This is a genomic window from Pseudoalteromonas sp. S408 (assembly GCF_005886645.1).
GTDB lineage: Bacteria > Pseudomonadota > Gammaproteobacteria > Enterobacterales > Alteromonadaceae > Pseudoalteromonas.
The window spans coordinates 41,635-68,513 of sequence record NZ_PNDY01000009.1 but is presented as its reverse complement, the minus strand read 5'-3'; the positions used below and the strand labels follow the sequence as shown (position 1 = coordinate 68,513).

17 protein-coding genes are annotated in these 26,879 nt (G+C 40.8%); 4 read left to right on the top strand and 13 right to left on the bottom strand.

The window, feature by feature from the left end; genetic code table 11:
- Position 1 precedes the first annotated feature (1 nt).
- Both CWB62_RS08930 and CWB62_RS08925 read right to left on the bottom strand, forming a co-directional pair.
- Positions 2-2,155, bottom strand: coding sequence for a dihydrolipoyl dehydrogenase family protein (locus CWB62_RS08930; RefSeq protein WP_058403164.1), 2,154 nt, complete (start codon positions 2,153-2,155; stop codon positions 2-4).
- Positions 2,156-2,345: 190 nt separating this feature from the next.
- The gene (locus CWB62_RS08925; RefSeq protein WP_138529828.1) at positions 2,346-4,700 is read right to left on the bottom strand and encodes a TonB-dependent receptor; all 2,355 of its coding nucleotides are present in this window, start codon (positions 4,698-4,700) and stop codon (positions 2,346-2,348) included.
- A gap of 247 nt (positions 4,701-4,947) precedes the next feature.
- Between CWB62_RS08925 and CWB62_RS08920 the strand changes: the two genes are divergently transcribed.
- The gene (locus CWB62_RS08920) at positions 4,948-5,361 is read left to right on the top strand and encodes a hypothetical protein (RefSeq protein ID WP_058403166.1); all 414 of its coding nucleotides are present in this window, start codon (positions 4,948-4,950) and stop codon (positions 5,359-5,361) included.
- Between the two features lie 87 nt (positions 5,362-5,448).
- On the opposite strand, the gene CWB62_RS08915 is transcribed toward CWB62_RS08920, so the two are convergent.
- The 7 genes from CWB62_RS08915 to CWB62_RS08885 all read right to left on the bottom strand — a co-directional run bounded on the left by CWB62_RS08915 (position 5,449) and on the right by CWB62_RS08885 (position 15,931).
- Positions 5,449-5,874, bottom strand: coding sequence for a hemerythrin domain-containing protein (locus tag CWB62_RS08915; RefSeq protein WP_058403167.1), 426 nt, complete (start codon positions 5,872-5,874; stop codon positions 5,449-5,451).
- Between the two features lie 194 nt (positions 5,875-6,068).
- Positions 6,069-7,988 (bottom strand): tetratricopeptide repeat-containing diguanylate cyclase, encoded by a 1,920-nt coding sequence (locus tag CWB62_RS08910; protein WP_058403168.1) that lies wholly within the window; start codon positions 7,986-7,988, stop codon positions 6,069-6,071.
- Between the two features lie 230 nt (positions 7,989-8,218).
- Positions 8,219-9,871 carry an RluA family pseudouridine synthase gene (locus CWB62_RS08905; RefSeq protein WP_138529830.1) on the bottom strand — a complete coding sequence of 551 codons (1,653 nt, stop codon included), beginning with the start codon at positions 9,869-9,871 and terminating at the stop codon, positions 8,219-8,221.
- A 139-nt stretch (positions 9,872-10,010) separates the two neighbouring features.
- Positions 10,011-12,059 (bottom strand): S9 family peptidase, encoded by a 2,049-nt coding sequence (locus tag CWB62_RS08900; protein ID WP_138529832.1) that lies wholly within the window; start codon positions 12,057-12,059, stop codon positions 10,011-10,013.
- 146 nt (positions 12,060-12,205) lie between these two features.
- Complete coding sequence (locus CWB62_RS08895) at positions 12,206-13,432, bottom strand: threonine/serine exporter family protein (protein WP_138529834.1); 1,227 nt, start codon at positions 13,430-13,432, stop codon at positions 12,206-12,208.
- 268 nt (positions 13,433-13,700) lie between these two features.
- On the bottom strand, positions 13,701-14,930 hold the full coding sequence (locus CWB62_RS08890) for a glycosyltransferase (protein WP_138529836.1): 1,230 nt from the start codon (positions 14,928-14,930) through the stop codon (positions 13,701-13,703).
- Positions 14,927-15,931 carry a LacI family DNA-binding transcriptional regulator gene (locus CWB62_RS08885; RefSeq protein ID WP_138529838.1) on the bottom strand — a complete coding sequence of 335 codons (1,005 nt, stop codon included), beginning with the start codon at positions 15,929-15,931 and terminating at the stop codon, positions 14,927-14,929. The genes CWB62_RS08890 and CWB62_RS08885 overlap by 4 nt, the downstream gene beginning before the upstream one ends.
- 164 nt (positions 15,932-16,095) lie before the next feature.
- On the opposite strand from CWB62_RS08885, the gene CWB62_RS08880 reads away from it, so the two are divergent.
- The gene (locus CWB62_RS08880) at positions 16,096-18,558 is read left to right on the top strand and encodes an alpha/beta hydrolase family protein (RefSeq protein WP_138529840.1); all 2,463 of its coding nucleotides are present in this window, start codon (positions 16,096-16,098) and stop codon (positions 18,556-18,558) included.
- A 71-nt stretch (positions 18,559-18,629) separates the two neighbouring features.
- Positions 18,630-19,247: a LysE family translocator gene (locus tag CWB62_RS08875; protein WP_138529842.1), complete on the top strand. Its 618-nt coding sequence runs from the start codon at positions 18,630-18,632 to the stop codon at positions 19,245-19,247.
- A 50-nt stretch (positions 19,248-19,297) separates the two neighbouring features.
- On the opposite strand, the gene uvrA is transcribed toward CWB62_RS08875, so the two are convergent.
- Positions 19,298-21,880, bottom strand: a complete 2,583-nt coding sequence (gene uvrA, locus CWB62_RS08870; protein ID WP_138529844.1) for an excinuclease ABC subunit UvrA — start codon at positions 21,878-21,880, stop codon at positions 19,298-19,300.
- A gap of 202 nt (positions 21,881-22,082) precedes the next feature.
- Here uvrA and CWB62_RS08865 point away from each other — a divergent pair, with 202 nt between their 5' ends.
- Positions 22,083-22,487, top strand: a complete 405-nt coding sequence (locus CWB62_RS08865; RefSeq protein WP_138529846.1) for a hypothetical protein — start codon at positions 22,083-22,085, stop codon at positions 22,485-22,487.
- Positions 22,488-22,503: 16 nt separating this feature from the next.
- Here the strand turns inward: CWB62_RS08865 and CWB62_RS08860 are convergent, their stop codons facing one another.
- The 3 genes from CWB62_RS08860 to CWB62_RS08850 all read right to left on the bottom strand — a co-directional run bounded on the left by CWB62_RS08860 (position 22,504) and on the right by CWB62_RS08850 (position 26,209).
- Positions 22,504-23,292, bottom strand: coding sequence for a LytR/AlgR family response regulator transcription factor (locus tag CWB62_RS08860; RefSeq protein WP_138529848.1), 789 nt, complete (start codon positions 23,290-23,292; stop codon positions 22,504-22,506).
- A complete protein-coding gene (locus tag CWB62_RS08855; RefSeq protein ID WP_138529850.1) occupies positions 23,289-24,272 on the bottom strand; it encodes a sensor histidine kinase in 984 nt (327 codons plus the stop codon). Before CWB62_RS08855 ends, CWB62_RS08860 begins: the two co-directional genes overlap by 4 nt.
- An 83-nt stretch (positions 24,273-24,355) precedes the next feature.
- The gene (locus CWB62_RS08850; RefSeq protein ID WP_138529852.1) at positions 24,356-26,209 is read right to left on the bottom strand and encodes a CIA30 family protein; all 1,854 of its coding nucleotides are present in this window, start codon (positions 26,207-26,209) and stop codon (positions 24,356-24,358) included.
- Positions 26,210-26,879 lie beyond the last annotated feature (670 nt).

Genomic DNA, 26,879 nt, shown 5'->3' with positions numbered 1-26,879 from the left:
TTTAGCCTCTGCGCCATGTGTGGTATTTTTCAAGCATGTTAAGTACTTTCTCAGGTGCGTGAGCGCGTTTCCACTCGCCGGCTGCGTACTTGTTACCTTCAGCCCACGTAGGGTAGCTGTGAATAGTGCCTAGTATTTTGTTAAGGCCTAAACCGTGTTTCATTGCCAGTACAAACTCAGCTATTAAATCGCCAGCGTGCTCAGATACCACAGTAACACCAAGGATTTTGTCTTTGCCTTTTGGTGTAATTACTTTAATAAAGCCTTTGGTGGCGCTGTCGGTAATGGCACGGTCTAGCTCTTCAAATTCAAAGCGAGTGATTTCATAGTCTATGCCTTTTTCAATCGCTTCTTGCTCATTTATGCCCACTCTTGCTACTTCAGGGTCAATAAATGTGGTCCAAGGAATAACACGGTAATCTACTTTAAACTTTTTAAGATTACCAAATAAGCCATTTACTGCTGCGTACCACCCCTGATGAGCGGCTACGTGCGTAAACTGATACGGTCCTACTATATCGCCAGCGGCAAAAATATTAGGGTAAAGCGTTTCAAGGTATTCGTTAGTTACTACAGTACGATTAGTTTCTATACCAAGTTCTTCAAGGCCGTAACCTTTAAGACGAGCGCTTCGGCCCACAGCACATAGTAGCTCATCGTATTCAATATCGATTTCGGTATCGTTATGTTTTACCACAATGAACTTTTTGCCATCGCGCGCTTCACAGCGTAGTGCCTGATGCGAGGTTAAAATGTTTACGCCGCTTTGCGTTAGCGCTTCGTGAGCAAAGGTAGACACTTCTAGGTCTTCTTTGATCATAATACGTTCAGCCATTTCAATTTGCGTAACGCTTGAACCTAAGCGGGCAAAGCTTTGTGCAAGTTCGCACCCAATTGGACCACCGCCAAGTACAACAAGCTTTTTAGGGGCTTCTTCAAGCTCAGCAAATTTAGTCCATAAGGTGTCACTTGTTACATAGCCTGTTTCTTCAATACCCGGTAATGGCGGTACAAATGGGCGTGCGCCAGTGGCAATAACAATAGTACGGGCAGTGAGTGTTTGTGTGCCGCCATCGTTAAGCTTAATTTCTACCGTCCATGGGTCTAATAATTTACCGTAGCCTTTTACAACATCTACGCCTAGGTTTGTGTAGCGCTCAACGCTGTCGTGAGGTGCGATGTCGGCAATTACTTGGTGTACACGTGCCATTACTTTTTTAAACGAAAACTGCGGTGTGGTGTTTTCAAGCCCGTAATGCTCGCCATGACGAATTTGTTCTGCCACTTTTGCACTTTTAATTATGGCCTTACTTGGCACGCAGCCATAGTTTAAACAGTCTCCACCCATTTCGCCGGCTTCAATTAGGGTTACTTTGGCTTTAACTGCCGCTGCAATGTAGCTTGTCACTAAGCCGCCAGCTCCCGCGCCAATAACAATCATGTTTCGATCGAACTTTTTAGGCTTAGTGTAATTTTTGTATACACGACGTTTTTTAAATACGTTTAGAATACTCTTCGCTATTAATGGGAATACACCTAACAGGGCAAATGAAAGGATAAGATCGAGGGATAAAATACCAGACAAGCTCTCAATTTGCGCAAGCTGAGTACCGGCATTTACAAATACAAACGTACCCGCCAACATACCTACCTGGCTTACCCAGTAGAAGGTCCACGATTTAATAGCAGTAACACCCATTAGTAAATTAATTAAAAAGAACGGGAATACTGGCACCAAACGAAGTGTAAATAGGTAAAAGCCACCTTCTTTTTCAACGCCCGCATCAATAGCCGCTAAACGCTCAGGAAAACGTTGTTTTATAGAGTCGCGTAATAAATAACGCGACACTAAAAAGGCAAGTGTTGCCCCAATTGTAGATGCAAATGACGCAACCAATAAACCCTCAACTAATCCAAATAGCGCACCTGCTGCCAACGTTAAAATAGCCGCACCCGGTAAAGAGAGAGCTGTCACTACCACATAAAGTAAAAAGAAGCCGCCAATAACAAGTAGCGGCGACTGCGCCTTGTACTGGTCAAATTGGTCCATTGACCCTTTTAAGCCATCAAGTGTTAGTAACTGGTGTAAATTAAAATGAAAGAACGCGCCAATAGCAGCGGCTGCAATCACTATCAAAAATAATTTTTTTATCATGTTCTCTCTCTTAATTAGGGCCTATTGACCTTTCGTATTGCCCTAGGTAAACCCTTTGGGCTGCGCCTGTTTAGCACTCATTTTACTTTAAAGCCTATGTGAGATAATAACATCACATAGGCTTTGCCCTGCTAGGTATTTAAGCAGGTTGATGCAAATTTAACCTAGAAAAGCTAAGTATTCATAAATCTTAAAATTTATGGGTCAGCGTTAGCTTGGCATTTATTGGCAATTCAGGGAATGCCAAGGTTGCGCCAAAGTAACCGCCTTCAAATACAGGGCGCCAGTTTTTTTGGTTTGTGATGTTATTCACATCTAAACGCAACTTGGTGCTAGGCGTAAATGCATAGCTAGTATTAATGTTTAGCGTGTATTGATCACGAATTTTAACTGTTTGTAAAAGATCTAATGGGTAACTCTTTGTATATAGACCCGAAAAGCCAGTTTGCCATTTCGAATTAATTGAATAATTTCCATTAAAACTGAATGACTGCTCAGGAATACCTTGTACTTGGCTGTTCGACGGTGCAAATGGTGTAAAGCTAGGTGCGCCAACACCGGTACCTGCAATAATGTCTGGGCGTGAGTTGTCAAAGGCATCGGCCACTTGTGCTGAATCTTGACTACTTGCAGAATTATCGTATTGCGCATCAATATAGCTGTAACCTGCGCTTAACCAGTAAGGGTAAGCATCATAAAATACTTGGCTTTCAAAGCCGGTGGTACGAATACCTGTATTACTGCCATCACGGTTACGTAGGCTGCGTCGTTGGCTAAATAGCGCGCCATCAGCATACCAATCGCTGTTGGTTGGTGCATATTTTAAACCAAACTCTACAAGCGTGTTTTCGGTTGCAAAGTTTTGTGCGCTAATAACGTTGCCGCCACCCAGTACATTACCCCCAGCCATACTATTTGATGTGGCTTCGTTATAACTGGCAGCACCGTAGCCGGTGAAATCAACATTTAGTTTGTAATTAAAACTCACTTGGCCTGATTGTAGCGTGTCGTTAATGCTATCGCTGGCTGCAGTTTGGCCTTGTGGTGCAATTGGGTCGCGCGCTTCTACATCGTAATAATCAACACGGTAACCTACACTGGTATGAAATTTATCAGTCCAATCTGAGTCTTGTTGAATTGCAAATCCTGTTTGCCATGAACGTGAGTCAGTAGTGTCTGATAGGTTAAAGTCGCCGCTGCCATCGTTATTTATATCGTACTGCGCACCAGGTGATACGAACACACCAGGGCGAAGCTCAACTAAACGTGCTTTTTGTGCATCGGTTAAGGGAATGCGGCGGTTTGAAAGTGGACCAGTTAAATCAATTGGTAAATCGGCCTCGGTGGTAAATTGGCTGTAGCCAAGTACTTTGTTGTAGCGAACGTCGAAAGCAAAAATTGTTTGCTGGTCGCTATTCCATTGGTAGGTAAGCTCAGTGCGATTTTGCGCAGTGTCGGCACCGTCAATAATTTCAACAAAGCTATTTTGTGCTATTTCTTCACGTTGTAAATGTTGAAAGTAACTAATGTTTTTAATAGAAGCATTTGCGCTTAGCTCGCGTTTGTAAATACTGTGAATTAAATAGGTTGTAGCTTCGTTTTGGTTATCAGGGTCGGTAAGTACGGTGCTGCGATCAATGTTTACTAGCCCAGTAGGCGACACAATTGAACCCGCAGCTGGTACTGTACTGCCATTTGCTTGTACGCCTTGGCCGGTAATATAAAGGCCATGATCGATAAGTGCTTGAGTAGGGCGGTTAATACCGGCGTTGTCGGTAAATTCAACTTGGTATAGTTCAAAGTTAATATCCCAGCTACTTTTGTCATCTGGTAATATTCGTAATGCAGCAAATAAGCTGTCGCTTTTAGTGCCCGAATAATCATAGTAGCTACCATGATCAAGGTGCTCATAGCTTACTCTAAAGCCTACTTTGTCTTTGATTATTGGGGCTGTAAAGTCAATTTGCGCACTGTATTGATCCCAACGGCCTGCTGATAAGCTCGCTTTACCCTTACTTTCGTCAGTCGACGCTTGTTTAGAGTGTAAATTAACAAACCCACCATTACGCTGACTCGAACCGAATAAAACAGGTGGAGCGCCTTTAACAACATCTATCTGTTCTATAGAGTTGAACGATAAAGGAACACCAAAACCGTTGTTTCCTGCTTGACGACGTGTTCCATCTTGAAAAAGCTCACCTAATTGGCCGCGAATTGTAGGCAAACTTGGCGCACCAAATCCACTTGCAGAATAGGTGTTTGGGCTTACTGCTAATACGTCTTGTAAAGTAGTAATGTTTAGTTGCTCTATTAACTCGCTTGAAATAGGTGTTACTGAGCGTGCTATGTCTTGCAATGCTAAATTATCGCCAAAAGGGCCGTCAATTGTTTCATTTTTAACAGAAAGTCCTTGAGACTTTATAACTTGGCCTGCCACTTCAATATGCTCAATCGAATCTTGTGCTTGCGTTTTGTCAGCTGCAAAGGCTACAAGGGGAGTGTTTAATATAGTGGCTAAGGATAGTGCTAAGTATGCGTGTTTCAAGCGTTGTCTCTCTAGTGTAATTAGTTACTGGCGATAAAGACCGAAAGGAATAAAAATATCTTTCAATCAAAGTTTAACTTTTTTAATTTTTAGAATGGATGTCTGCAAATTATGCTTATTATAGTCTTTAAACGTTAACTATTGTTGATTACCAATTCGTATTAAATCTTAATAGTCTGAAATTAATCATAGCTTATACGGTCTTGTTCAATTCTTGGTTTATTTATATATTTTTAAAGGAAATTTTATGACAGGTTCTTTAAGTAGCGATGTTCAAAGCCGTTTACAGTGGTCACTTTTGTCGCTTCGTTTAGGTGTTTTTATAGTAATGATAATGTGGACTCTCGATAAGTTTGTGAATCCGGGTCACAGTGCACGTATATTCGAACACTTTTATGGGATTAATGGCTCTACTGACGTTGTTGCTTATGTATTGGGCGCGCTTCAGCTTATTTTAATGTTGGCATTTTTAGCAGGGATCAAAAAACGAATTACTTACGGTGTGGTTTTTATAATGCATGGTTTGTCTACGTTGTCATCGTATAACCAATACATAGATGGATTTAATAACTTATTATTTTTTGCAGCGTGGCCAATGTGGGCAGCGTGTTTTGCGCTGTATTTATTACGAGATCAAGACTCTAAATTCACAGTAAAGTAGAGCGCTTATACAAAAAAATGGTTATAAGCCAATTAGCTTATAACCAAAATTACACAGGGAGGTGTATGAATTTGTTACCTGCAATGGTTAGTGCATTGCGTCGTTGTATTTATCGCCTAGGCGCTCTTTTTGGCCTTCAGACAGCGCTTTACCCGCTAGCTGAAATACCTCATGTTCTTCTTCATCTAAATGATGATGCACTAAATGGTGTAATTTTTTAGCCTCGACCAACCATGCCGACGAGCTCATTTCGGTGTCTTCAAGTTGTTCAATTAATTCGTCTATTTCGTGGTGTTCGGCAACGCTATGACGGGCTTTTTCTTGTGTTAAGTCTTCACAAATTAATGGATTATAAAAGTAACGTTCTTCAAATTTGGCATGTTCTTCTAGCTGCGTTTTTAGCTCATCCATTAAGCTGTGGCGTTTTTGTGTATCGCCTTTTGTTTGAATAAGCGCATCAACTAATTCGCGTTGTTTATCATGGTCATTACGTAGTGCTTCAAAAATATTCATAAATCTTCCTAATTAATTACGTTGCTTGTAACGATTGAAGCAAACGTAGTGCCATAGTGTAACTTTATGAAATTACTTGGTTTTATATTTGGTGTGTTTGTTAGGCTGTTTTATCTATGTATTTTTTACAGACAAGAGGGTGAAATAATTTCTCACTTACCAAACGTGCTAAAATTTGCTAAACCCTAATGCGTCTAGGGCTGCTCTACATTAACTTGATTGCGGCCATTTTGTTTGGCTTTATAAAGAAGCTCATCGGCATGGATGATGAGTTTTTCAAGTGAGCGATTAGAAGAGGCACTAATTGCTGCGCCTGCGCTAAAAGTAATGGTTTCTGTGTTTTTTAAGCCTTCTATTTCACTACAATAATTAGTTAGCGCATTAGCAATAGAATCGAATGTTGCTTCAACACTTTTTTTATCTACTGTGTTTAAAACAAATAACCATTCTTCACCACCATAGCGGCCAAATTGGTCATCATCGTCGAGTACACTTTGTGCTGCACGCGCAAAGGTAACAAGTACTGCATCCCCTACATCATGGCCATAGGTATCGTTGATATGTTTAAATAAATCTAAATCAACAATAGCAATAGTTGCGTTGCTTTGTTTAAGTGTATTAGCGGCTTTTTTCATTATACCGCGTCGATTAAAACTTTTAGTTAAATAGTCTGTTAGCGCCATACTGTAGTATTTTTTACGCTGAAGTACCTGTTTATAAATGAGTAATAACGACACAAGAACTAAAATAAATGCAATTGTTGCGCTTAAACGCCAAATAATTTTTTGTTGATATTCTTCTTTAGCAAGTAGCTCATTTATGTTTTTGTCGTATTCTAATTGAAGTATTTTTTCTTCTTTTTCTTTCACTTCAAATTTTATTTGCAGTGTTTTAATGTTTGTTTCGCTGGTGGCTTCGTAATGCTTTTTCATAAATGTAAGCATTTGCTCCATAGCATCAAATGCATCGTCTGTTTTGTTTAGGTTTCGTTTTAATTGATATCGCTTTTGAAGAAATTCAGCTTTGTAAATGCTGCGACTAAAGTCGTCTAACATCGAAAATACTTGATCATTCATTTTATCGGCTTTTTCAGGTAAGCCTTGTTTTGAATAGATATCTAACATTAAGATCATTGTTGCTAGTTTCATATCGCCTATTTCAGCTGCACGGGCAACTTTAAGGTTTTTATTTGCTAGGGTTAAAGCGTCTTCGTAGTTTTCTTGTTTATACAAAATGTTAGCAATTGAATACTGTGCAAAAGAAAGTCCTTTTTGCATATCAACAGATTCAAAATAGGCGAGTGCTTTATCAAAATAAATAAGTGCTTCTTGTAGCTTGTTTATTTCAAGCAATACGTTACCTAAACTCCAATAGGCTTTTGCTGTATATAAGCCATCTTGTGTTTGCTGGTAAGCAACGAGTGCTTTTTTAGCGTAAATAATGCCTTTTTCTTTTTCGTCTAAGTAATTATAAGCGTCGGCTATTTTTCTATAGAAGTAACCTTGCGATGCAATATCATTTTTTTGAATTGCTAGCTCTAATCCGTCAAGTGCAACACTTAAGGTTTTTTTTAGGTCATCTGTTTCTGTATAATAAAACGCGAAGGCTTTTAATATGATAATTTTTTCGGCGGGTGTAGATTGCGCATAACGCGTTTCTAATTTTTTAATAACATCGCTTGCTTGTTTGAGCTTTTTTTTCAAGCTCAGTAATTTTAGTTGTGACTCTAAAAATAGCAGTAAAATGTCGGGCTGTTTAGGCAGTTGTTGATTTGCTAAATACTCATTAAGGTGGGCATTTAGCTCATCATACTTTTCTTGTCTAAAAAGAAGCTCGGCATAAATGGCAGCGGATTCTAAATGTAGTGAGTTACTATACTTTAATTTACTCAGTTCATACGCTTGAGTAATTTGTTTTTTGTTTTGCAGGTAATCAAGCTTATCGGTTCTTACATTTTTAATAAGTACGCTTACGGCTTTTTGGCTTAACTCAATGGAGGACGTATTTGCAGAGTTAGCAGTACTTTGAAAAGTGGCAAGTAAAAAAAAGATAACGACAACCGGCTTAATCACTGCCCTGAGGTAGCTCATTTGCGTTTGTATATTTATCATCATGTTAGTCCCTTACCAATTTAGTATACGTTACTTAATACTACGACAACGCTCAGTTATTTAAACTGTGTGCGTAAAATTACACCCAAAATGTGTAGCTAATAAAATATAAATAGATGTTTTCACGGCGTTAATCATGTAATCACATTATCATAAAAGTTATTTTAAAAAATATCTACGTCCATAATCTTAGTATTAGCACGGTATTAAACGCATAATTTAATGCTTAATTATTAAAAATCAGCGGCAACTTTAAACTCTAATCGTTCATGAGTAATCGGGTGTGTGAACGCCAAGTACTCAGCGTGCAGATGTAATCGGTCTGCTTTTTTACCATAGTGTGTATCACCAACAATAGGGGTATTTAAACCCAAAACATGTGCACAGTGCACTCGCAATTGATGTGTGCGGCCTGTTTTAGGATATAGCTGCAAGCGTGTTGTGTTGTTTTTTCGCTCAAGCACTTGCCATGTTGTTAGTGAAGGCTTACCTTTTTGGTAACACACTTTTTGGCGCGGTTTATCATCAAAGTCTGGTGTAAGGGGTAACTCTATAGTCCCGCTTTCTTGCTCTATGTTGCCGTCGACTAAAGCAACGTAGCGTTTTTCTATTGTGCGCTCAATAAATTGTTTTTGAATGGCTTTATGTGCCCGTTTATTTAGGGCAATAATTAATAGCCCGGAAGTAGACATATCCAATCGGTGCACAATAAGTGGGCCTGTAGCCTCTGGAAATTGTGTTTTCATACGCAAAAATACAGAATCGTCTATGGTAATGCCGGGTACCGATAAAAACTCTGCCGGTTTATTCACTATTACCAAATCATCATCTTGATAAACAACAGCAAGCTCTTTACCTTGTGCCGGGTTATTGAGAAGCGGGCTCGGTTCTACGTTTAAACCTTTTAACATGTGGCCCAAAATAGGTTGGCATTTACTAAAGCAAGAAGGGTAGTAGTTTTTATGTTGCCTAACCGCTGATTTTGGCGGCGCTCCCCACCAAAATTCACCCATGGCAATAGGCGTTAATTTATGTTTAAACGCATGCTGAAGTAACTTAGGCGCTGCGCAGTCACCTGCTCCCGATGCTGGCGTGTGCTCAGGTAATTTAGCAAAGATAGCATTAAGGTCTTCTGTTTCGCCCTCAATATTAAGAAATTGATACTGGGCAAATAGCATTTTTTGTAAGCTTTTAGAGAGTGTTTTACGGCGTTTTTTTAAATGCTCAAGCTCATCGTCTATTTTGCTATGCGCTTGTTCAAGCGTGACTAGCTGTGTTTGCCATTTTTGCTTTAATGCCTGAAGCTGTTTTTTTTCTTCAATACTTTGAGTTGCCAGCTTTTTTTTGAGTTGCTGAATTTTAGTCTTACTCGATTTTTTTTCAGCGTCGCTGCGTTGTTTTTTCCGCTTTTTTCTACTTTTTTGCATTAAAGCATGCTGCGCTTGCAGTTCTTTTTCAAAGCCTTCGTTGGCTGTTGCTAATAACTGGCTTATGCTTTTTAGCTGCTCACTGTGTTCAAGCTCGTTTATTTGCGCGTTTATGTCATTTATTATTTTACTTTTGGCTAAGTAGTTTTCATCGTTCAATTGCATACTTGAAATAGGGGGAACAAAGTCAATGCTGGCTTTGTCTGCATCAACTTGCCCTGAGTAGGCTGCTAAAAAACCAAGTTCGTTTTGCTCATTTTTAACCACTAATACGCCAAACATTTTACCCGCGTTTTCAGCTTTTAAATGTGGCAGTGTTTCGAGCTGCTGTTGCAATTGTTCGCTTGCTGCAATAGTCAGTGGGTGTGGCTCGTAAAAAAATGGGTAAGTAAACTGTTCCGGTAACGAAATAGTAGAAACAGGTTGAGCAAATGGAGTAAAACAAGGGCTGTTTGGCATAGCAGTCGAATTATGAGATTGAGACGAAGAATTGATTTAGATTTTACCACAGCATGAGCTTGGTGGGTGATATTGGTTATACAAATAATAAAAAAAGGCCAACAATAATGCTGGCCTCACTATTTTAACTTACCACAAATTATTTATTGGCATCTTTTACAGCTTTAAGCTTTGCTGCATGGTCTATTTCGTAATCAGGCATGTCTTTTTTACCTTCTATTAAATAGTTATCCATCCAACGCATTAAACGTAGACTGTAGTCATATTGTGCTGCCACTTTACGGTTACCATGGCCTTCACCTGGGTAATAAACAAGGCGAACATCTTTACCTTGTACTTTCATGTAGCGGTATAGCTCCATTGACTGTGCTGGATGAACACGCGGGTCGTCTTTACCGTGCATAATAAGTAATGGTGTTTCAGATTGGCCAGCCCAAAAAATAGGGCTGCGCTCTAAGTACCATTGCCATTTATCCCATGGGTATGAACGGGCATGTACCAAGTGCATTTCGTTAGAGATGTCAGTAGTACCAAACTTAGATAGCTGATTAGTTACACCCACAAACATAACGCTTGCTGCAAAATGCTCAGTTAGTTTTGTTGCACCCCAAGCAGAGGCGTAACCGCCGTATGAGCCACCCGTAATACCAACGCGTTTACTGTCAACTAAACCCATTTCTACTAAATGGTTTTTAAAGTCCACCAAGTCGTCAAACTCTTTACCCGCATAGTCGTTTTGCCCTAGTTTTGAGTAATCAACGCCTTTACCTGTAGAGCCGCGATAGTTCGGATAAAACACCGCGTAACCGCGTGCTGCACCCATTTGACCTGGGCGAGAGTAATTGGTGATCCACCCATCTTTGTCGTGACTTTCTGGGCCGCCATGTACTGACATAATAAGTGGGTAGCGTGTGCCTTTTTTGTAATCGAGCGGATAGACAAGTACGCCGTCTAACTCAACACCATCACGCGCTTTAAGCTTGATGGTTTCTTGTTTTGCAAAACGCTTATCGTTTAACCAGTTGTTAGAATCGGTTAAACGCTTTGCTTTTTTACTACGCACAATAAACACTTCGTTAGGATGTTTAGCGCTGTTACCACGAAGAGCTAATGTTTTATCTGAATGAGAAACACTAAGCTGCGTTGCAATGAATTGGCCTTCATCAATTAGCTTTTTGTACTTATTAGAGCCTGCTTTAATACTGGCAACAAAGCTTTGTGTACCTACATTGGCAATAAAGTTGAGTGTGCTGCGCTTATGCGACCATTCAAAATCAACTACGTGGCCCATAAAGTTAGGCAACCACTCAGTGATTTTTGCGGTTTCAGTGTCGGCAATAAATAAGCGTCCAGTAGCAGGATCATGCTGATCCTCTGCGCCCAAAATAGCCACATACTTACCATCATGCGATAGCTCTGCGTCGCCTAGTTTACCTTGTGTTTTAAACGATAAAGTTACTTTTTCGTTAGCAATATCATAAAGGTGCCACATTGATTTGGTATAGCGATCGTCAATAAGTGCAGTAGGTTGGGTTTTAACGAGTAGTTTTTCACTGTCTGCAGACCAATTTACATCACTTACGTAGCTATCTATGTTTATGGCTGTTGGCGACAATGGTTTGTCAGCTTTAGCTAAATCAACAATAAAGAGTTGTTTGTTTTTTAAACCTAGTTCGTATACTTCTGCTTTAAAACCAAGTTTTTTTAATTCTTTATCTGATTTGTCAGCAGCTGGCATGGCTAATAACGCAAGCTGTTTGTTATCAGGGCTTAGTTGATAGCTTGAAATAGAAGTCCCTTTTAACGACATAACAGCTTGTGCTTGTCCGCCATCAACTGGGATCTGGTATAGAGAAGTAAATTTGTCGTCTTTTAATTTCGCTAAAAAGTATATTGTTTTACTGTCGTTTGACCATTGAATGCTTTTTATATTAACCGAGCCGGTAATAAATGGGCGTTCAATACCTTCATCGTCTACAACATAAAGTTCGCTGTAATTACTGCCATTTTCGTCAACGTAAAGCGTGCGTGGTAACGAACGTGTAAATGCAACGCTTTCGCCATCAGGGCTTACACTTGTTTGTATTACCGATTTTACTTTTGGTATATCTTCAACTGTTATTGCTGATTGCGCAAATGCAAGTGAGCTTGAAAGCCCGATTGCCAGCGCTAAGCTAGTTTTTAGCATTGTTATATCCTTTATTTTTAAAATCCAGATTAGTATAACAAGCTAAGGTCAATAAACTAAAAAATGCGATTAATGCTCAAAAGAGGGCGTTAAATGAGGGTGATAAAATAAATGATGAGTAGCGCGGAATGACCCCGCGCTGTCTTTTATAAACTTTTTTTAGGTGGCAGGGCCACGTTTGCAAATATAAGCCCTGCTACAAGCGACATAAATATTAAAAACGTTTGCTGGCCTATGTGCTCTGCATATACAAAGTCTTGCCCTTCAATAAGCGAGTTTAAGCCAATGTAGGTTTTGCTACCTGGTACTAATACAATTAAGCCTTGCATTGCAACAATGGAAGCCGGCGCATTAGCAACACGGTTAAATAAGTTACTAAAAATACCAACCGATAACGCGCCTACAAAGGTACCCAACGTGTAGTCAAGGTACATGGCAGAACCAATACTGGTACCATAGGCTATAAAACCTGATGCAATAGACCAACCCGCATGTTTTAGCTTGGTTCTAAATATGACTATTAAGCTGCTACATAATAAAAATATAGCAAGCCAAGGCGTCCAGCTTGGTAAAGGCTCTGGTTGAACAAAGTCTGCTTGGCCAAATAGTGCAAAGCCAATGCCTATACCTATAAAACCACCAAAATATAGCTTAAACAGCAGCATAAATGAGTCCATAACGCGTGCTGTGCCCGACACTAAATGCCGCGCTGCAAGCTCAGCCAGTCCAAGTGCAAGCGCAAGGCCCGGTATAAATACAATAATGGCCGAAAGTACCACCAAGCGTATGTTTACTTCAGGGGTAATATAAACACTTACAGCGCATGCCAATATTGCTGAAGCAATAGCAACAAGAGGCTCAAGCATGTGCGCTACACGTTTAGAGCGCATAGACCACAAAACAAATAAATACACTACAAGGGTGAGCAACGCCGACCAAATTACATCGGTCCAACTGGTTCCCATAAGCATTGCAAAAGCACCCCCCGAGGTTGCAAACGCAATGCCTGTGGTCAGTTTATTATATGGGTTTGGTGCATCAAAAATGATGTCGAGCTGTTGGTCTACTTCTTGAAGTGTAAGATCACCGTTGAGCATTTTATTTACTAGGTCGTCGGTGTCGGCAAGTGAGCCTAAGTCATGATCGCCAGGATCTACTCGTGCCACATGTGTGTATTCATCTTCATGGCCGTCGGTCCAAATAACAAAAGTAACTGAAGTAGGCGACATAACAAATGACGATTTAAGGTCTAGGTATGTGGCTACTTCCATTAGATGAGCTTCTAGGCGGTAAGCAGGCGTACCGTACTTGTGAAGCATTTTACCTAATTTAACGATAAATTTGCGTTTTTCTGTAAAGGTTGCAGTTTTCAAATCTTATTTAGGCCAGTGTGTAGAACCAATCCGCAATAATACTTAATCATTTTGCGGGGCTAAACGTGTCGCTACTTGCGTTAAAAAATTCTCATTTAGAACAACTAAACGACAAATTTTTTGCCTTGCTATCAACATGTTTTTCCACCCTCAAAATAGATCACTTAATTAAGCGAGTTGGTATAAAAATTAGCTAAGAGTATAGGCTAAAACGCCCATGTGTAATGGGCGCGATTTTAAAGACTAATTGGTGAGTGTCTAGTCATTTTTAATCTAATTTTTTATTTTTTTCTGCTATCCATTGCGCCATGTATTGTGTGCTGCGCATTGTATGATGTTTGAGCATTTGTCCGGTGAAGTTTTTTTCGCGATGCGCGCTTAAATCATTGCTTATTACATCTATTTTATTAATGAGCGCCGCGCTTAATTTTACTTTGTCGTAAACTCTATTTAGTAGCGCATTACCAGCTTGTTGAGCGTGTTTAAAATCGGTTTGACTGTTGTAAAGCTCAACGGCTGCATTTGCAAAGTCTTCGGTATTATTAGCAACTTTACCTGGCCATGGTAAATCGTTGTGCATGCCCTCTGCGCCAATGTTAGTGGTAACGCTGGGAGTTTGCATTATCATGGCTTCAAGTAACTTACCTTTTATACCTGCACCAAAACGAAGAGGCGCTAAACAAACACGTGCGCTTTGCATAACATCATAGGCGTTATCGGCCCAACCTTTTATTAAAAACCCCGTTTTAGGGTTATTAAGTGCGGTGGCTTTTGGTGGCGGGTAAGAGCCATAAATGTGTAGCTCGGCTTTTGGCAGTTGCTTACGAATTAATGGCCATATTTTTTGTAAGTACAGCACTGCATCCCAGTTTGGGGCGTGTCTAAAGTTACCTATGGTCATAAAGTGCGCGCGTTCATCAAAGCTTTTTGTGGTTTTGGGCAATGCGCTTAAATCGACCATAAACGGTAAGTGGTGTAATAAGCTTGGCTCTACTTTAAACACACTGTTTAGTAAGCTCATCTCAAAGCTTGAAATAATTAAGCTTAAGTCGCAGCGCAAAATAGCCGCTATTTCGCGCTTTGCTATGTCTGAATGTAAGTCGCTGGTGGTAAATTCGCGCTCGCCTTTGTGCGCTTCGTGGCGTGCATTACGTAGGCATTGTAAATCTTCGGTATCGAGAATTTTAATAGCATTGGGACAGTGTTTATCTATGCGCCAACCAAATTGCTCTTCCATCATAAAGCGATCAAACATGACTATGTCTGGGCTGAACGCTTTAACGTATTCGTCAAAGCTTTCGCAGTTAAGGGCAATGCTTTGGCTCGTTATGCCAAAGTCATCAAGGTTTACCATATGATCTGTGCGTTGAGCAGGGGTGGCAAACTCTACTTGCCAGTTTTGTGCTTTAAATGCATTTAATAACGACATCATGTGCGTACCCGCAGCAGACGAATTGGGTTCTGGCCATACGTAGCCAATTACCAGCACTTTTTTCATTGGCTAGACTCTTTAATTTGTAAGTTCACATTTACCAGTGTTTTAACCGGTGGAGCTGTATTTTGTAGTAGTTCTTGAAGTACTAAAAGGCAACGCTTTGCAATGTCATGCGTGCTGATTGCAACACTCGTTAATGTATCGTCAAGTAAGGTGTTATTTTTTATTTGTTGGCAGCTCACTACTTTAATGCGTTGTTCAGCTGTTAAGGGCAATGTTTTTATGGCTGCTAGCACACCGTGGGCAATAATGTCATTTGCACATACAATGGCGTTAATAGCAGGGTTGTTTTTATAGGCCTGTGTAAAAGCGTTTTTGGCACTATGTGCGGTGTTTTCATCACATTCGATTGCGTTTAGTGGCAAAATGCTGTGTTGTGCACATGCGGTATTAAAGCCGTTTTGAAGTGTTAAGCAGCTACTTAATTGTAAATTGCTGCCTATAAACGCAATGTTTGTAACCCCTTGAGAAAGCAAGTGCATGCTAACTATGTGGCTTGCTTTTTTGTAGTCGGGTAACACGCAAGGGGCGTTACTAAATGTAAGCTCTTGCATTAACGTAACAACGCTATGCTGAGTATGTAATGTGTCTAACCATTGTGTGCATGTATTAGGTACGGGGCAAATTATAAACCCGGCGGCGTTGTATTCTTTTAGTTTATTAATTGCCCGTGTTTGCTGCTCAACATTGTTATTACTGCTAACAATAACGGCCTGAAAACCCTCGCCATTTAATATTTGTTCAAGCTCGGTGGCCAATTGTGCCATAACAGGATTAGTTAAATCGTTTATCACTATAGCTATTAAATTAGAGCGCTTTGAGCGCATAGCGGCTGCATCGCGGTTATAAACATAACCTAACTCGTCAATTGCTTTTAATACCTGTTGTTTGCTTTTATCACTTACTTTTTTACTTTGGGTAAGCACCAAGGACACGGTTGACTTGGAAACACCAGCAAGGTCGGCAACATCAAATATTGTGACAGATTTAGCTTTATTACGCATAGTTGTGTTTGCCGCAGTGATAAATTAAAAACGCGTTAGTGTAGCTTAAACAGGGCTGTTAAGTCATCTTTTGCATTGGTTTAAGCCACCTTAATGCTTTATGAACAAAGCAAAACGTGTTTATATACACATAATTGTGTAAAAAATAACAAAAGGATAAAAACATGAACGCTTTTAGGCTGTTAGTTGCCTTTATTTGTTGTGTTGTATTACTGCCATTTAGTCATGCAGAGCAGGGCTACCAAACTCCATCACCTGATTTGGCGGCAGTGGTAGATGCTAAATTGGCGCCCACAAGTTACTTATCAAGTGATGGTCAGTGGCTTGCGTTATTTGAACGCAGGCGTGTTGTATCGCTTGATGAGCTTGCAATTGAAGAGTTAAAACTTGCGGGTATTAAACTAAACCCGGCTAACTTTTCACGCACACGCGTTCGCGCAAATTTTAGTGCAGTAGAACTTAAGCATGTGCAAAGTGGTACCGTTATTAATATTAATAACTTACCTAATGGTATTATTCGTTCGCCTAAGTGGTCTTCAAATAGCAAATACCTAGCGTTTATTGTTGAACAAACAAACGAAGCAAATTTGTGGCTTTATAGTGTTGAAAGCAAACAAGCAAAAATGCTTTCAAGTGCAGCGTTAAACTCGGTTTTAACGGCATCGCCATACCAATGGTTACCAGACAGCACGGCCATTATTGCAAACCTAGCTGTAAATGTGGGTAAACCACGACTTGAAAACAACAGTCAAAATGTGGTGCCAGTTATTCAGCAAAGCACTGGCGAAAAAGCCCCCGCACGGACGTATCAAAATTTATTAACGAGCCCGTTCGACGAAGCACAATTTAAGTTTTTTGGCCAAGGTCAGTTGGCTTACATTACCTTTGATGGCAAGGCCCAAGCTATTGGTAGCCCAGCGTTATTTAAATCGTTTTCGGTATCGCCTGACTCAACCAATATTTTAGTGGCGGGAATTAACGAACCGTTTTCGTATCAAGTCCCTTACAGCCGTTTTGCAACAACATGGCAAATATGGGGTATGCGCGGTTTTGCATTAGCAGAGCTTGCTAAGCAATCACTTGCCGATAACATTCCACAAGGCTACGACAGCGTTCGTACAGGAAGACGTAATTTTGAATGGCGAGCAGATCAGGGGGCTGAAGTTATTTGGGCTGAAGCGCAAGATGGCGGCGACATGAAAACTGATGTACCGCACCACGATTACATTTACAGCTTACGTGCGCCATTTAAACGCGAGCCAAAGTTATTTGCAAAAGTAGAACGTCGTTATGCGGGTATGGAGTGGGCTAACAACGACATTGCTATGCTAAGCGATTGGCGCTTTAGCGACCGTCAATTACGTACGTATGTTATTCAACCACGTAATGCCGATAGCAACCGAGTGCTGTTTTCAGAGCGTAGTTATAACGATGCTTATAAAGATCCAGGTAATGCTATTTACGAGCGTAACGATTTAGGCGCTAATGTAATTAAAGTCGTTGGTGGGCGTTATATTTATCTGCGCGGCAATGGCGCATCAGAGCAAGGTAATATTCCGTTTTTAGACAGGTACGATGTAAAAACGAATAGCAGCAAGCGTTTATGGCAATCAGAAGCGCCTTATTACGAGCGCGTACGAGCTCTACTTGATGAGGAAGGCGAGCGCTTTATTACTATTCGTGAGTCTAAAACTGAGCAGCCTAACTTTTTCATTCGTGATTTAGATAACGATTCGCTAACCCAACTAACGCAATTTGAACACCCATACCCTGCTTTTAAAGGGGTAACAAAAGAACAAGTGCGTTACACGCGCGACGACGGTGTTGAGCTTTCTGGCACGTTATATTTACCACCAGGGTACGACAAAACACAAGGAACTTTGCCTGTGCTTATGTGGGCTTACCCACTTGAATACAAAGACAAAGCCGTAGCGTCGCAAGTTCGCGAGTCGCCTTACGAGTTTACGTATATTGGTTACTGGGGCCCAATGCCGTACCTTGCCAAAGGTATTGCCGTGTTTGACGACCCTAAAATGCCCATTGTTGGTATTGATGGCAGCGAGCCAAACGATAACTTTAGAACACAACTTGTAGCAAGCGCGCAAGCTGCGGTAGATGTGTTAGTTAATAAAGGGATTGCTGATAAAGACAAAATAGCCATAGCAGGGCATTCATATGGTGCATTTATGGTTGCTAACTTATTAGCGCATAGTGATTTATTTAAAACAGGTATTGCTCGCAGTGGTGCGTACAACAGAACGTTAACGCCGTTTGGTTTTCAGGGCGAAGAACGTGATTTTTGGCAAGCACAAAGTGTATACGCTAATATGTCGCCGTTTTTTCACGCTGAAAAAATAAACGAACCCATGCTAATGATACACGGTAAAGAGGACCCTAATTCGGGCACTTTCCCAATGCAAAGTGAGCGCATGTATGCCGCGCTTAAAGGCTTAGGAAAAGATGCCCGTTTAGTTATGCTGCCTTACGAAGCTCATGGCTACCGCGCACGTAAAAGCTTGTTACATGTATTGTGGGAGCAAGAGCAGTGGCTAGATAAGTATTTATTAAATGATACACCACAGCCTGTAGAGGTCGTTAGCGAACCTGCTGTTAATACCCAGCAATAACAATACACATAGGTCAGCAACAGCGCGGCTACTTATAGCCGCGTTTTTGTTTTGAATACGAGAGTAAATTAATGATTGATGTAGCAGCACTGGCAGTTTTTATTCCTACCTTCTTTTTTGTGTCGATAACGCCCGGTATGTGCATGACGCTTGCCATGACACTCGGCATGAGCATAGGTGTGCGCCGAACCTTATGGATGATGATAGGTGAGCTATTAGGGGTGGCGAGTGTTGCCGTTGCTGCGGTACTCGGTGTTGCAAGTGTAATGCTAAATTACCCAGAGGCCTTTGCTATTTTAAAATGGGTAGGCGGCGGGTATTTAATTTATATTGGCGTAAATATGTGGCGCGCCAAAGGAAAAATGTCGGTTGATACTTCAAAACCAAGTGACGTAAGTCGCCAGTCGCTTTTTACGCAAGGCTTTGTAACTGCCATTGCAAACCCTAAAGGGTGGGCGTTTATGATCTCATTACTCCCACCGTTTATTAATGTTGACCAGGCTGTTGCGCCACAGTTATTTATTTTACTTAGCGTAATTATGATAACCGAATTTGTAAGTATGTTAGCGTATGCAACAGGTGGTAAAAGCCTGCGCCTGTTTTTAAGCCGAGGCGATAATATTAAATGGATGAACCGAATTGCAGGCAGTTTAATGATGCTTGTAGGTGTTTGGTTAGCCTTAGACTAATAAAAAGAGCCTGGGGCTCTTTTTATTTTGTGCATACTGCTTTTAACCCTTTAATCAGAGCATACGTGATTTAACTGCGCTTTTAAAAATGGTGCCGTTTTACTTTTTTGAGATTCAGCGACGCTTTCAGGTTTACCTTGTGCAACTATTACCCCGCCTTCGTCGCCAGCTCCTGGGCCAATATCAATAACCCAATCACTGTTACTGGCTACTTGCATATCGTGCTCAACCATAATGACGGTATTGCCCGCATCAACTAAGCCATTTAACTGCGCCATTAGCATGGCTACATCTTTAGGGTGCAGGCCTGTGGTTGGTTCATCTAAAATATAAAGCGTATCGCCGCGCTGAGTACGCTGTAGTTCAGTGGCAAGTTTAATGCGCTGGGCTTCACCGCCCGAAAGCTCAGTAGCAGGTTGCCCTAAACGTAAATAGCCAAGGCCCACTTGTAGCAGCGCATTTAACGCACGTAAAATAGCGGGTTCATCAGCAAAAAATGTATGCGCAGACTCAACGGTTAAATTAAGTACATCGGCAATGGTTTTATCTTTATAGGTAATGTCCAGTGTTTTTTGGTTGTAGCGCTTGGCGTTACATACAGGGCAAGGCGAATACACGCTAGGTAAAAATAACAGCTCCACGCTTACAAAGCCTACGCCCTCGCAATTTTCGCAGCGACCCTTTTTAACGTTAAACGAAAAGCGACCGGCGTCGTACTTACGTGCTTTTGCCTCTTTAGTATTGGCAAACAGTTTGCGTACGTGATCAAATAAGCCCGTGTAAGTTGCAAGGTTTGAGCGAGGTGTGCGGCCAATGGCTTTTTGATCAACCGTTATTAGGCGCTTTATGTGCTCAATGCCCCCAGTTATTTGCCCGCCGGTTGTTATATCGAGCTCTTGCTCAAGTAGCTCGGCTTCATCTGTAGGTATTTGTGGCTGCGATTTTTGCCCCAGTGCATCGTAAACCAAGTCAACAAGCGCTTGGCTTACTAAGCTTGATTTACCTGAGCCAGATACCCCCGTAACACTTGTAATAACCCCAAGCGGAAATTCTACATTAAGCTTTTGTAAGTTGTTACGCTCAACATTTTTAAGCGTAAGCCATGCTTTTGCTTGGCGTTGTTTGTTTTGTACTTGAGCTTGCTGAGATTCGTTATTTTTAAATAAGTACTGGCTCGTGTGTGAGCTGCTAATTTGCTTTAAGCCCTCAACAGGGCCGCTATAAACAATATTACCGCCACGGGAGCCCGCTTTTGGCCCTACATCAACCACCCAATCGGCATGGCGAATAACACTTACGTCGTGTTCAACCACAAACACTGAGTTACCAGCGGCTATTAGCTCATCTAGTGCGGCTAATAAAGCTTGTGTGTCGGCAGGGTGTAAACCTGCAGAAGGCTCATCTAACACATACACTACGCCAAATAATTTTGAGCGAATTTGCGTTGCAAGCCTTAAGCGTTGTAATTCACCGGGCGATAACGATGGGGTGGTGCGTTCAAGCGACAAATACCCTAAACCAAGTTTGGTGAGTGCTTCAACGCGTTTAAGAATGTCGCCTGCTATACGCTTTGCAACTATGGCTTTTTCGGGATTTGCAGCGTTACTTTTAGCGGGGTTACTAGCGGCAAACTTTAACTTATCTGCCAGCTCATTGAGCGTTAATTGCGAAATTTCACCTATATCAAGGCCTGCTACTTTAACCGATAACGACTCTTTTTTAAGCTTTTTACCTTCGCACTGCGGGCACTGTGATATTTGCATATACTGCGACACGCGTTTTTTAGTGCGTGGGCTTTGAGTGCTCGCAAACGATTGTAAAACAAAGCGTTTAGCACTTGTAAATGTACCCATATAGCTAGGGCTTTCTTCATTTTTAATAGCTGCTTGTGTTTGCTCAAGTGTGTACTCAGGAAACACCGGCACCGTAGGTGTTTCGTCGGTAAATAAAATCCAATCACGGGCTTTTTTAGGCAGGGTATTCCACGGTTTATTAATATCGTAGCCTAGCGAGGTGAGAATACGGCTTAGGTTTTTACCTTGCCAAGCCGGCGGCCATGCTGCAATGGCGCGCTCTTTAATTGATTTAGTGGGATCGGGCACTAGCAGCTCTTCGGTTACGTTAAATACACGGCCAATACCGTGGCACTCTGGGCAGGCGCCTTGTGGTGTATTGGGCGAAAACGCATCGGCGTAAAGTATGCCTTGGCCTTTTGGGTATTCGCCTGCGCGTGAGTAAAGCATTCGCAGCGCGTTAGAAATAGTGGTTACACTGCCCACCGATGAGCGTACCGAGGGTGCACCACGCTGTTGCTGTAATGCTAACGCTGGTGGCAGTCCTTCAATTGAATCTACATCGGGCTCGTCTACTTGATCAATTAACCGGCGTGCATAAGGGGATACCGAATCAAGATAACGATGCTGCGATTCGGCAAATAATGTTCCAAAAGCGAGCGATGATTTACCCGAGCCCGATATACCGGTAAATACTACAAGTGAATTACGAGGCAGGTTTACATCCACATCTTTTAAGTTATGAACACGCGCGCCTCTTACTTGAATGCTGTGCTCTGGGTTTAATAAAGCCGACTGTGTTTTACTAACCTCATGTGACTTTTTAGGTGTGGTTGCCATGTAATATATACTCCTGTGTAATAACCCTGTATTAATTAGCCTATTTAGTAGACGAACTGCAAAGCCTTAATATTACAATTACCACTGTGAATGAGAGCTTATTATAGTAATAAAGTTTTTGTATGTTTACAAAATAGGTAAATACTGAGAATGTATTTTGCGCTTGCATACACAAATCGCATGTTAAATGGAGAACACAAATATGGCTAAAATATGGACTTTAATGTTGGTTATGCTTTCGTTTTCGGCATTGGCAAATAGTGAAAAAGTAATAAACGTAGACAGAGCAATACCCAATAGCTTGCATTTAGCATTTCCAAACGATGCTAATATCACACCCAAGAAAGGCGACTTTGAGGTGTTAAATTACATATTAATGAGTAATAACGAAGGCGAACGTTGGGCAGTTATCACATTAACTAATGTATCATCGGGAAATAGAGAGCTTAACGAAGATCACTTACTCGCTTTATTTGCAGATGGTACACGATTAGCTCCATTGGCGTTTACACTCAGTTTTAAGGGTAACGAAACGCAATCAGTTACCGTTTCGTTTGCGGAATATAAGTTTCCTATTTTAAGTGTGTATTCGAGCAATGATCTGTAACACATTTTTAGATAAGTTAAATGTGTAGTAATTGCTTTAGTTTATCGGCACCGGCTCTGCTGGTGCTTAGTTCAGATTTAATATCATCATTTACAATCACCATCAACTTGCCATTAAACCAACGCTGTATTTCTTTAATGTGGTCAACGTTAACCAAATAACTTCGATGAATTCGTACAAAGTTTTTTGCTACTAAGGCATGCTCAAGCTGATCGAGCGTATCGCTTAAATGATGAAATGTGTCGCCATTCCACGCCAAACTATTACCTTGTTCCGATTTAATAAATTTAATGTCAGCCGGGGAGAGTAAAAATATACGCTCACCGTTTTTACTAATTAGCTTATTTAATGTGTTTTCGGTTAATGCAAAGGTTTGCTCGTGTTCTGGGCTGTTAACTTGGCAGTGGGCACGCTGTTGCTCAAGTTGCTGCTGCGCTTTAGCGAGTGCTTTTTTTAATCGAGCAATAGGAAAAGGTTTAAGTAAATAATCAGTTGAGGCGTTCTCGAATGCTTCAATCGCAAATTGGTCGTACGCGGTTGTGTAAATAATAATGGGCTGGTAGTTAAGTAAATCAATAAGTTCTAAGCCGTTAATTTCAGGCATTTGTATATCAAGTAATACCACATCAGGTTTTAGCTCATTAATTAATGAAATGGCCTCTTTGCCATTTGTGGCCATACCCACTACATCAACATGCTCCATTAAGCTCAGTTGGTGGCTTAATTTTTCGCGGGCGGGAGGCTCGTCATCGGCAAATAATACGCGCATTTTAGCGGCTGTATTTGGCTGGTTTTTATTGTTCATATCGTTAGCTCCATCGTAACCACTGCACCATTATTGTTGCTCAGTAGTACCTTACTTTTGCCAAGTTGATTAACGCGTAGCATGATGTTTTTCATCCCTATACCACTGCCATGCCCGTGTTTTATAACATCGCTCGAAAACCCTTTACCATTATCGCTAATTTGTATTTTAACGCCGTTTGGTAGTTCACTCAGCGTTATATTAAGTATTAACGATGTTTGTTTAGCGTTATGTTTAATGGCGTTTTCAATTATGGGCTGAATAAGTAGCGGAGGTAGCGATATATTTTTAAGGGTATTGGGAATGTGGTAATTAACCTGTAGCTTATCGCCAAAGCGTGCTTTTTCAATATTTAGGTACTTTTCTATTATTGTAAGCTCTTGCTGTAAAGGTATTTGCTGTTGCTCGGCAGTATCAAGCGAGTACCTTAAAATATCAGCAAGTTCATGCAGTACTTCATCGGCTAAATCGGGGTTTGTATGAATATAAGCCGAAATTGTATTTAAGCTATTAAACATAAAATGTGGGTTTAGCTGGTAGCGTAATGTAGCAAGTTGGGCTTGTTTAAGAGCGTGTTTTTCGGCTGTTGCGCGTTTTTTGTTTTCAATAAAAATACTGGTAAAGTAAATACACGAGCCCCAAAGTAAGCCGTTAAATACAACAAAAATCCCCATTGATTTATGCCCATCAAAAAGCAGTGTCAGTAATACATCGGTAAGCACATTACCGAGTGCCATAAATACAACGGCAATTAACCATTCAAATGCTATTTTATTAATATGCTTATTGCGTAGGTAAAAAATAACCGCTGCCGCACTCCATACCGGCACCCAGTAAAAAGTAACAAACCATACGGTAGCAGCAAGTGCACTGCCGCCTGTTAAGGGCGCAGAGTTAGCAATTATGAGCCCAAGGGCATAAGCAATATCTACAATAAGTAGAATAAAAAAACTGTATTTATAAAAAGGATGTATGAGCATAGTAGGTGCTTCTTTTGTAAGTGATTAAACCATAACAAAAAACAGTCAAAACCCAAAGATTTTGTGTTTTGACTGTAACTTATTTAAAAGTAAGTTAGCTCCTTGATTTGTAATGTGTTTTTTAATGGCTCGTTGCTTGCGCCTGGCATTTTACGCCACATTAAGTTAACCCCTGTTAATTCAGTGGCCGACCACGTAACCGGGCTACCAAAGCCAAATTGTTTAAAAGTGGAAAAAGGAATATCAAGCGTTGTCCACTCATCGCGCGGTTTTAAAAGTACACTAAAGTGATCCCAATCTTTTACATCACTATGATAAACAGACATAGCAAAAGGTGTAGTTGAGCCTTTATAGGTTAACCGAATGCCTTTAAATGCTGAGGCATCAGCCGGCGATGTAAATTTAATTTCAGCGCCTGCCCACGCGCCAAAACTTGTTGGCTTTGTAATGGTTGTATCTATGGTTAAGCTATTTTTATTTGTGGTAAGCGCTGCAACAGATTGACCACCCATTACCGAGTCGCTTAAGGCTTGCCATGGTGTATCACCGGTAAAATCATCAATAACATGCTGCGCTTGGCTACTTGTTATTATTTCATTACAAGCGGGACCTTGTGGCTTTATAGCTTTGTTTTGAGCAATAAGCGCTGGGCGGTCTACTTGCGTACCTGATTTGTAAACCTCTGAGATAGTGTGAATATGGCTTATATCATCAAGCGGGTTTTGCTTTAGCAGCACAAAGCTTGCTTCAAAGCCTTTAGCAAGCTTGCCAATACTATTGGCTTTATTAATAGCCTTTGCACCGTTAACAGTGGCCGCATTAATTATTTCACCATTTGTTAAGCCCGCTTTTTTAAGTGCATCTAACTCGTTGTGCAACCCAGTACCGTGCAGCGTGTAAGGGTTGCCGGCATCAGAGCCTGTGCCAATAGTGACATTAGATTTATGTAGCTTTTGTATATTTGCATAAGCGGTTTTACGCTCATCCCACGCGTGCTCTTTCCATTTTGAAGGTGCAGGCACGTTTTCAAACAAACACCCTTGAAGCTTTTCAGGAATGGTTTTTAGCAACTCGCTTTGTGAGCTAATAGTATGGTTATGCTTTTCATCGCTATGATTGTGGTACACCGCAAGGGTAGGAATGTAGGTTACATTATGCTTTTTCATTAGCGTAATAAACTCATCGTCAATCGCTTCGCTATTAATACCGTGAGCTAAAGCAGTTGCACCGGCCTTAATAGCGCGCTTCCCGTCATTTAGTGTAGAAACATGCACAAAATACGGTAAATTAGCGGCCTTAGAGCGTTTACCTAACTCGCTTAATTGGCTATCAGTTAACGATTTACCCACACCACCAAAAGTTTCAATAACCGCTTTAGTTACATGTGAATTAGTGCTTATATGTTTTTGCCATAGCGCTTCTATGTCTTCATCTTTTGCAATTTCATAAGCTTGGCCGCCAAACTGCGTGCCATGTCCGCCAGGATTGGTAAACAAAGTACCTGCATAAAAAAGGTTAGGGGTGACTTGTGTTGCTTTTAATTGCGCGGCTTCGTTTAGGGTTTGCTCAAACGAAAACAAATCAACAATATTAGTTACGCCTAAATACAAATTAGAATTAAAGTGCGACTTAACCGGCAAATACTGAAACTCAGTAAAGTTACTGCCCGATGAGCCCAAATGAACATGTAAATCAATTAAACCGGGTATTGCATACTGGTTGTTGGCATTTACAGTATTGTCAGCGTTTTGTTGTGGGTCGGTCGCTTTAGTAATACTTACAATTTTACCCTCATCAATATAAAGCGAACTCGGCGCAGAAAAGCTTTGCGAACTACTTTGGTATAAACGAATGTTGTCGACTCGCAAGTCAATGGCGTGAGCACTAAAGTGGCTTGCTAAACTCAGTGCTATAACTGTTTTTGTAATAATGTTCATGACTGTATTCCTTATCAAAAAAATAGGTGTTTGGCGTTTTGTTGGTAAGAAATTTAGCGAGTTTTTTAACCTACATCATTAATGTTTATCTGAATCGACATTATTGGCAGTTGAACCGACATAAAAGTAAATAAGCGTTGTGGTGGGGCGGTTCAGGTTGACTAAATTAAGTGCTTTGAATGAGCAATAGGTTCCATCGACAGGGGGGCCTATTTTAAGGCAAAGCTTTAAAATTTGATCATGTTAGAATGGTTATCAAGGGCAGCTATGAGAGAGAAATAGTTAGTCAAAAGTCTTAATGTCTGAAGTCAAGGTTTGACCCTCATTGGCTTTTTATTTTAAGGCAAAGCTTTAAAATTTGATCATGTTTGAATGGTTATTAAGGACAGTGATGAGCGAGAAATAGTTAGTCAAAAATTTTAATGTCTGAAGTCAAGATTTGACCCTCGACTTAGACCCTCGACTTATTTAAAGTATTGAGCTGCAAATTACATGTAGCTATTAGTCAGCTTAGAGCGAGAAACAGCCGTTGAGATTGGCTAAATATCGTAGATAATTGATTGGTCAAACTGCGCTTTGCGCATCCATTCATGAAAATGAGCGACGCGCGCATATTGGTTAATTTAACTTTACCTAAAATAGTTAGAAAACTTAGTGATAGTAATACCTT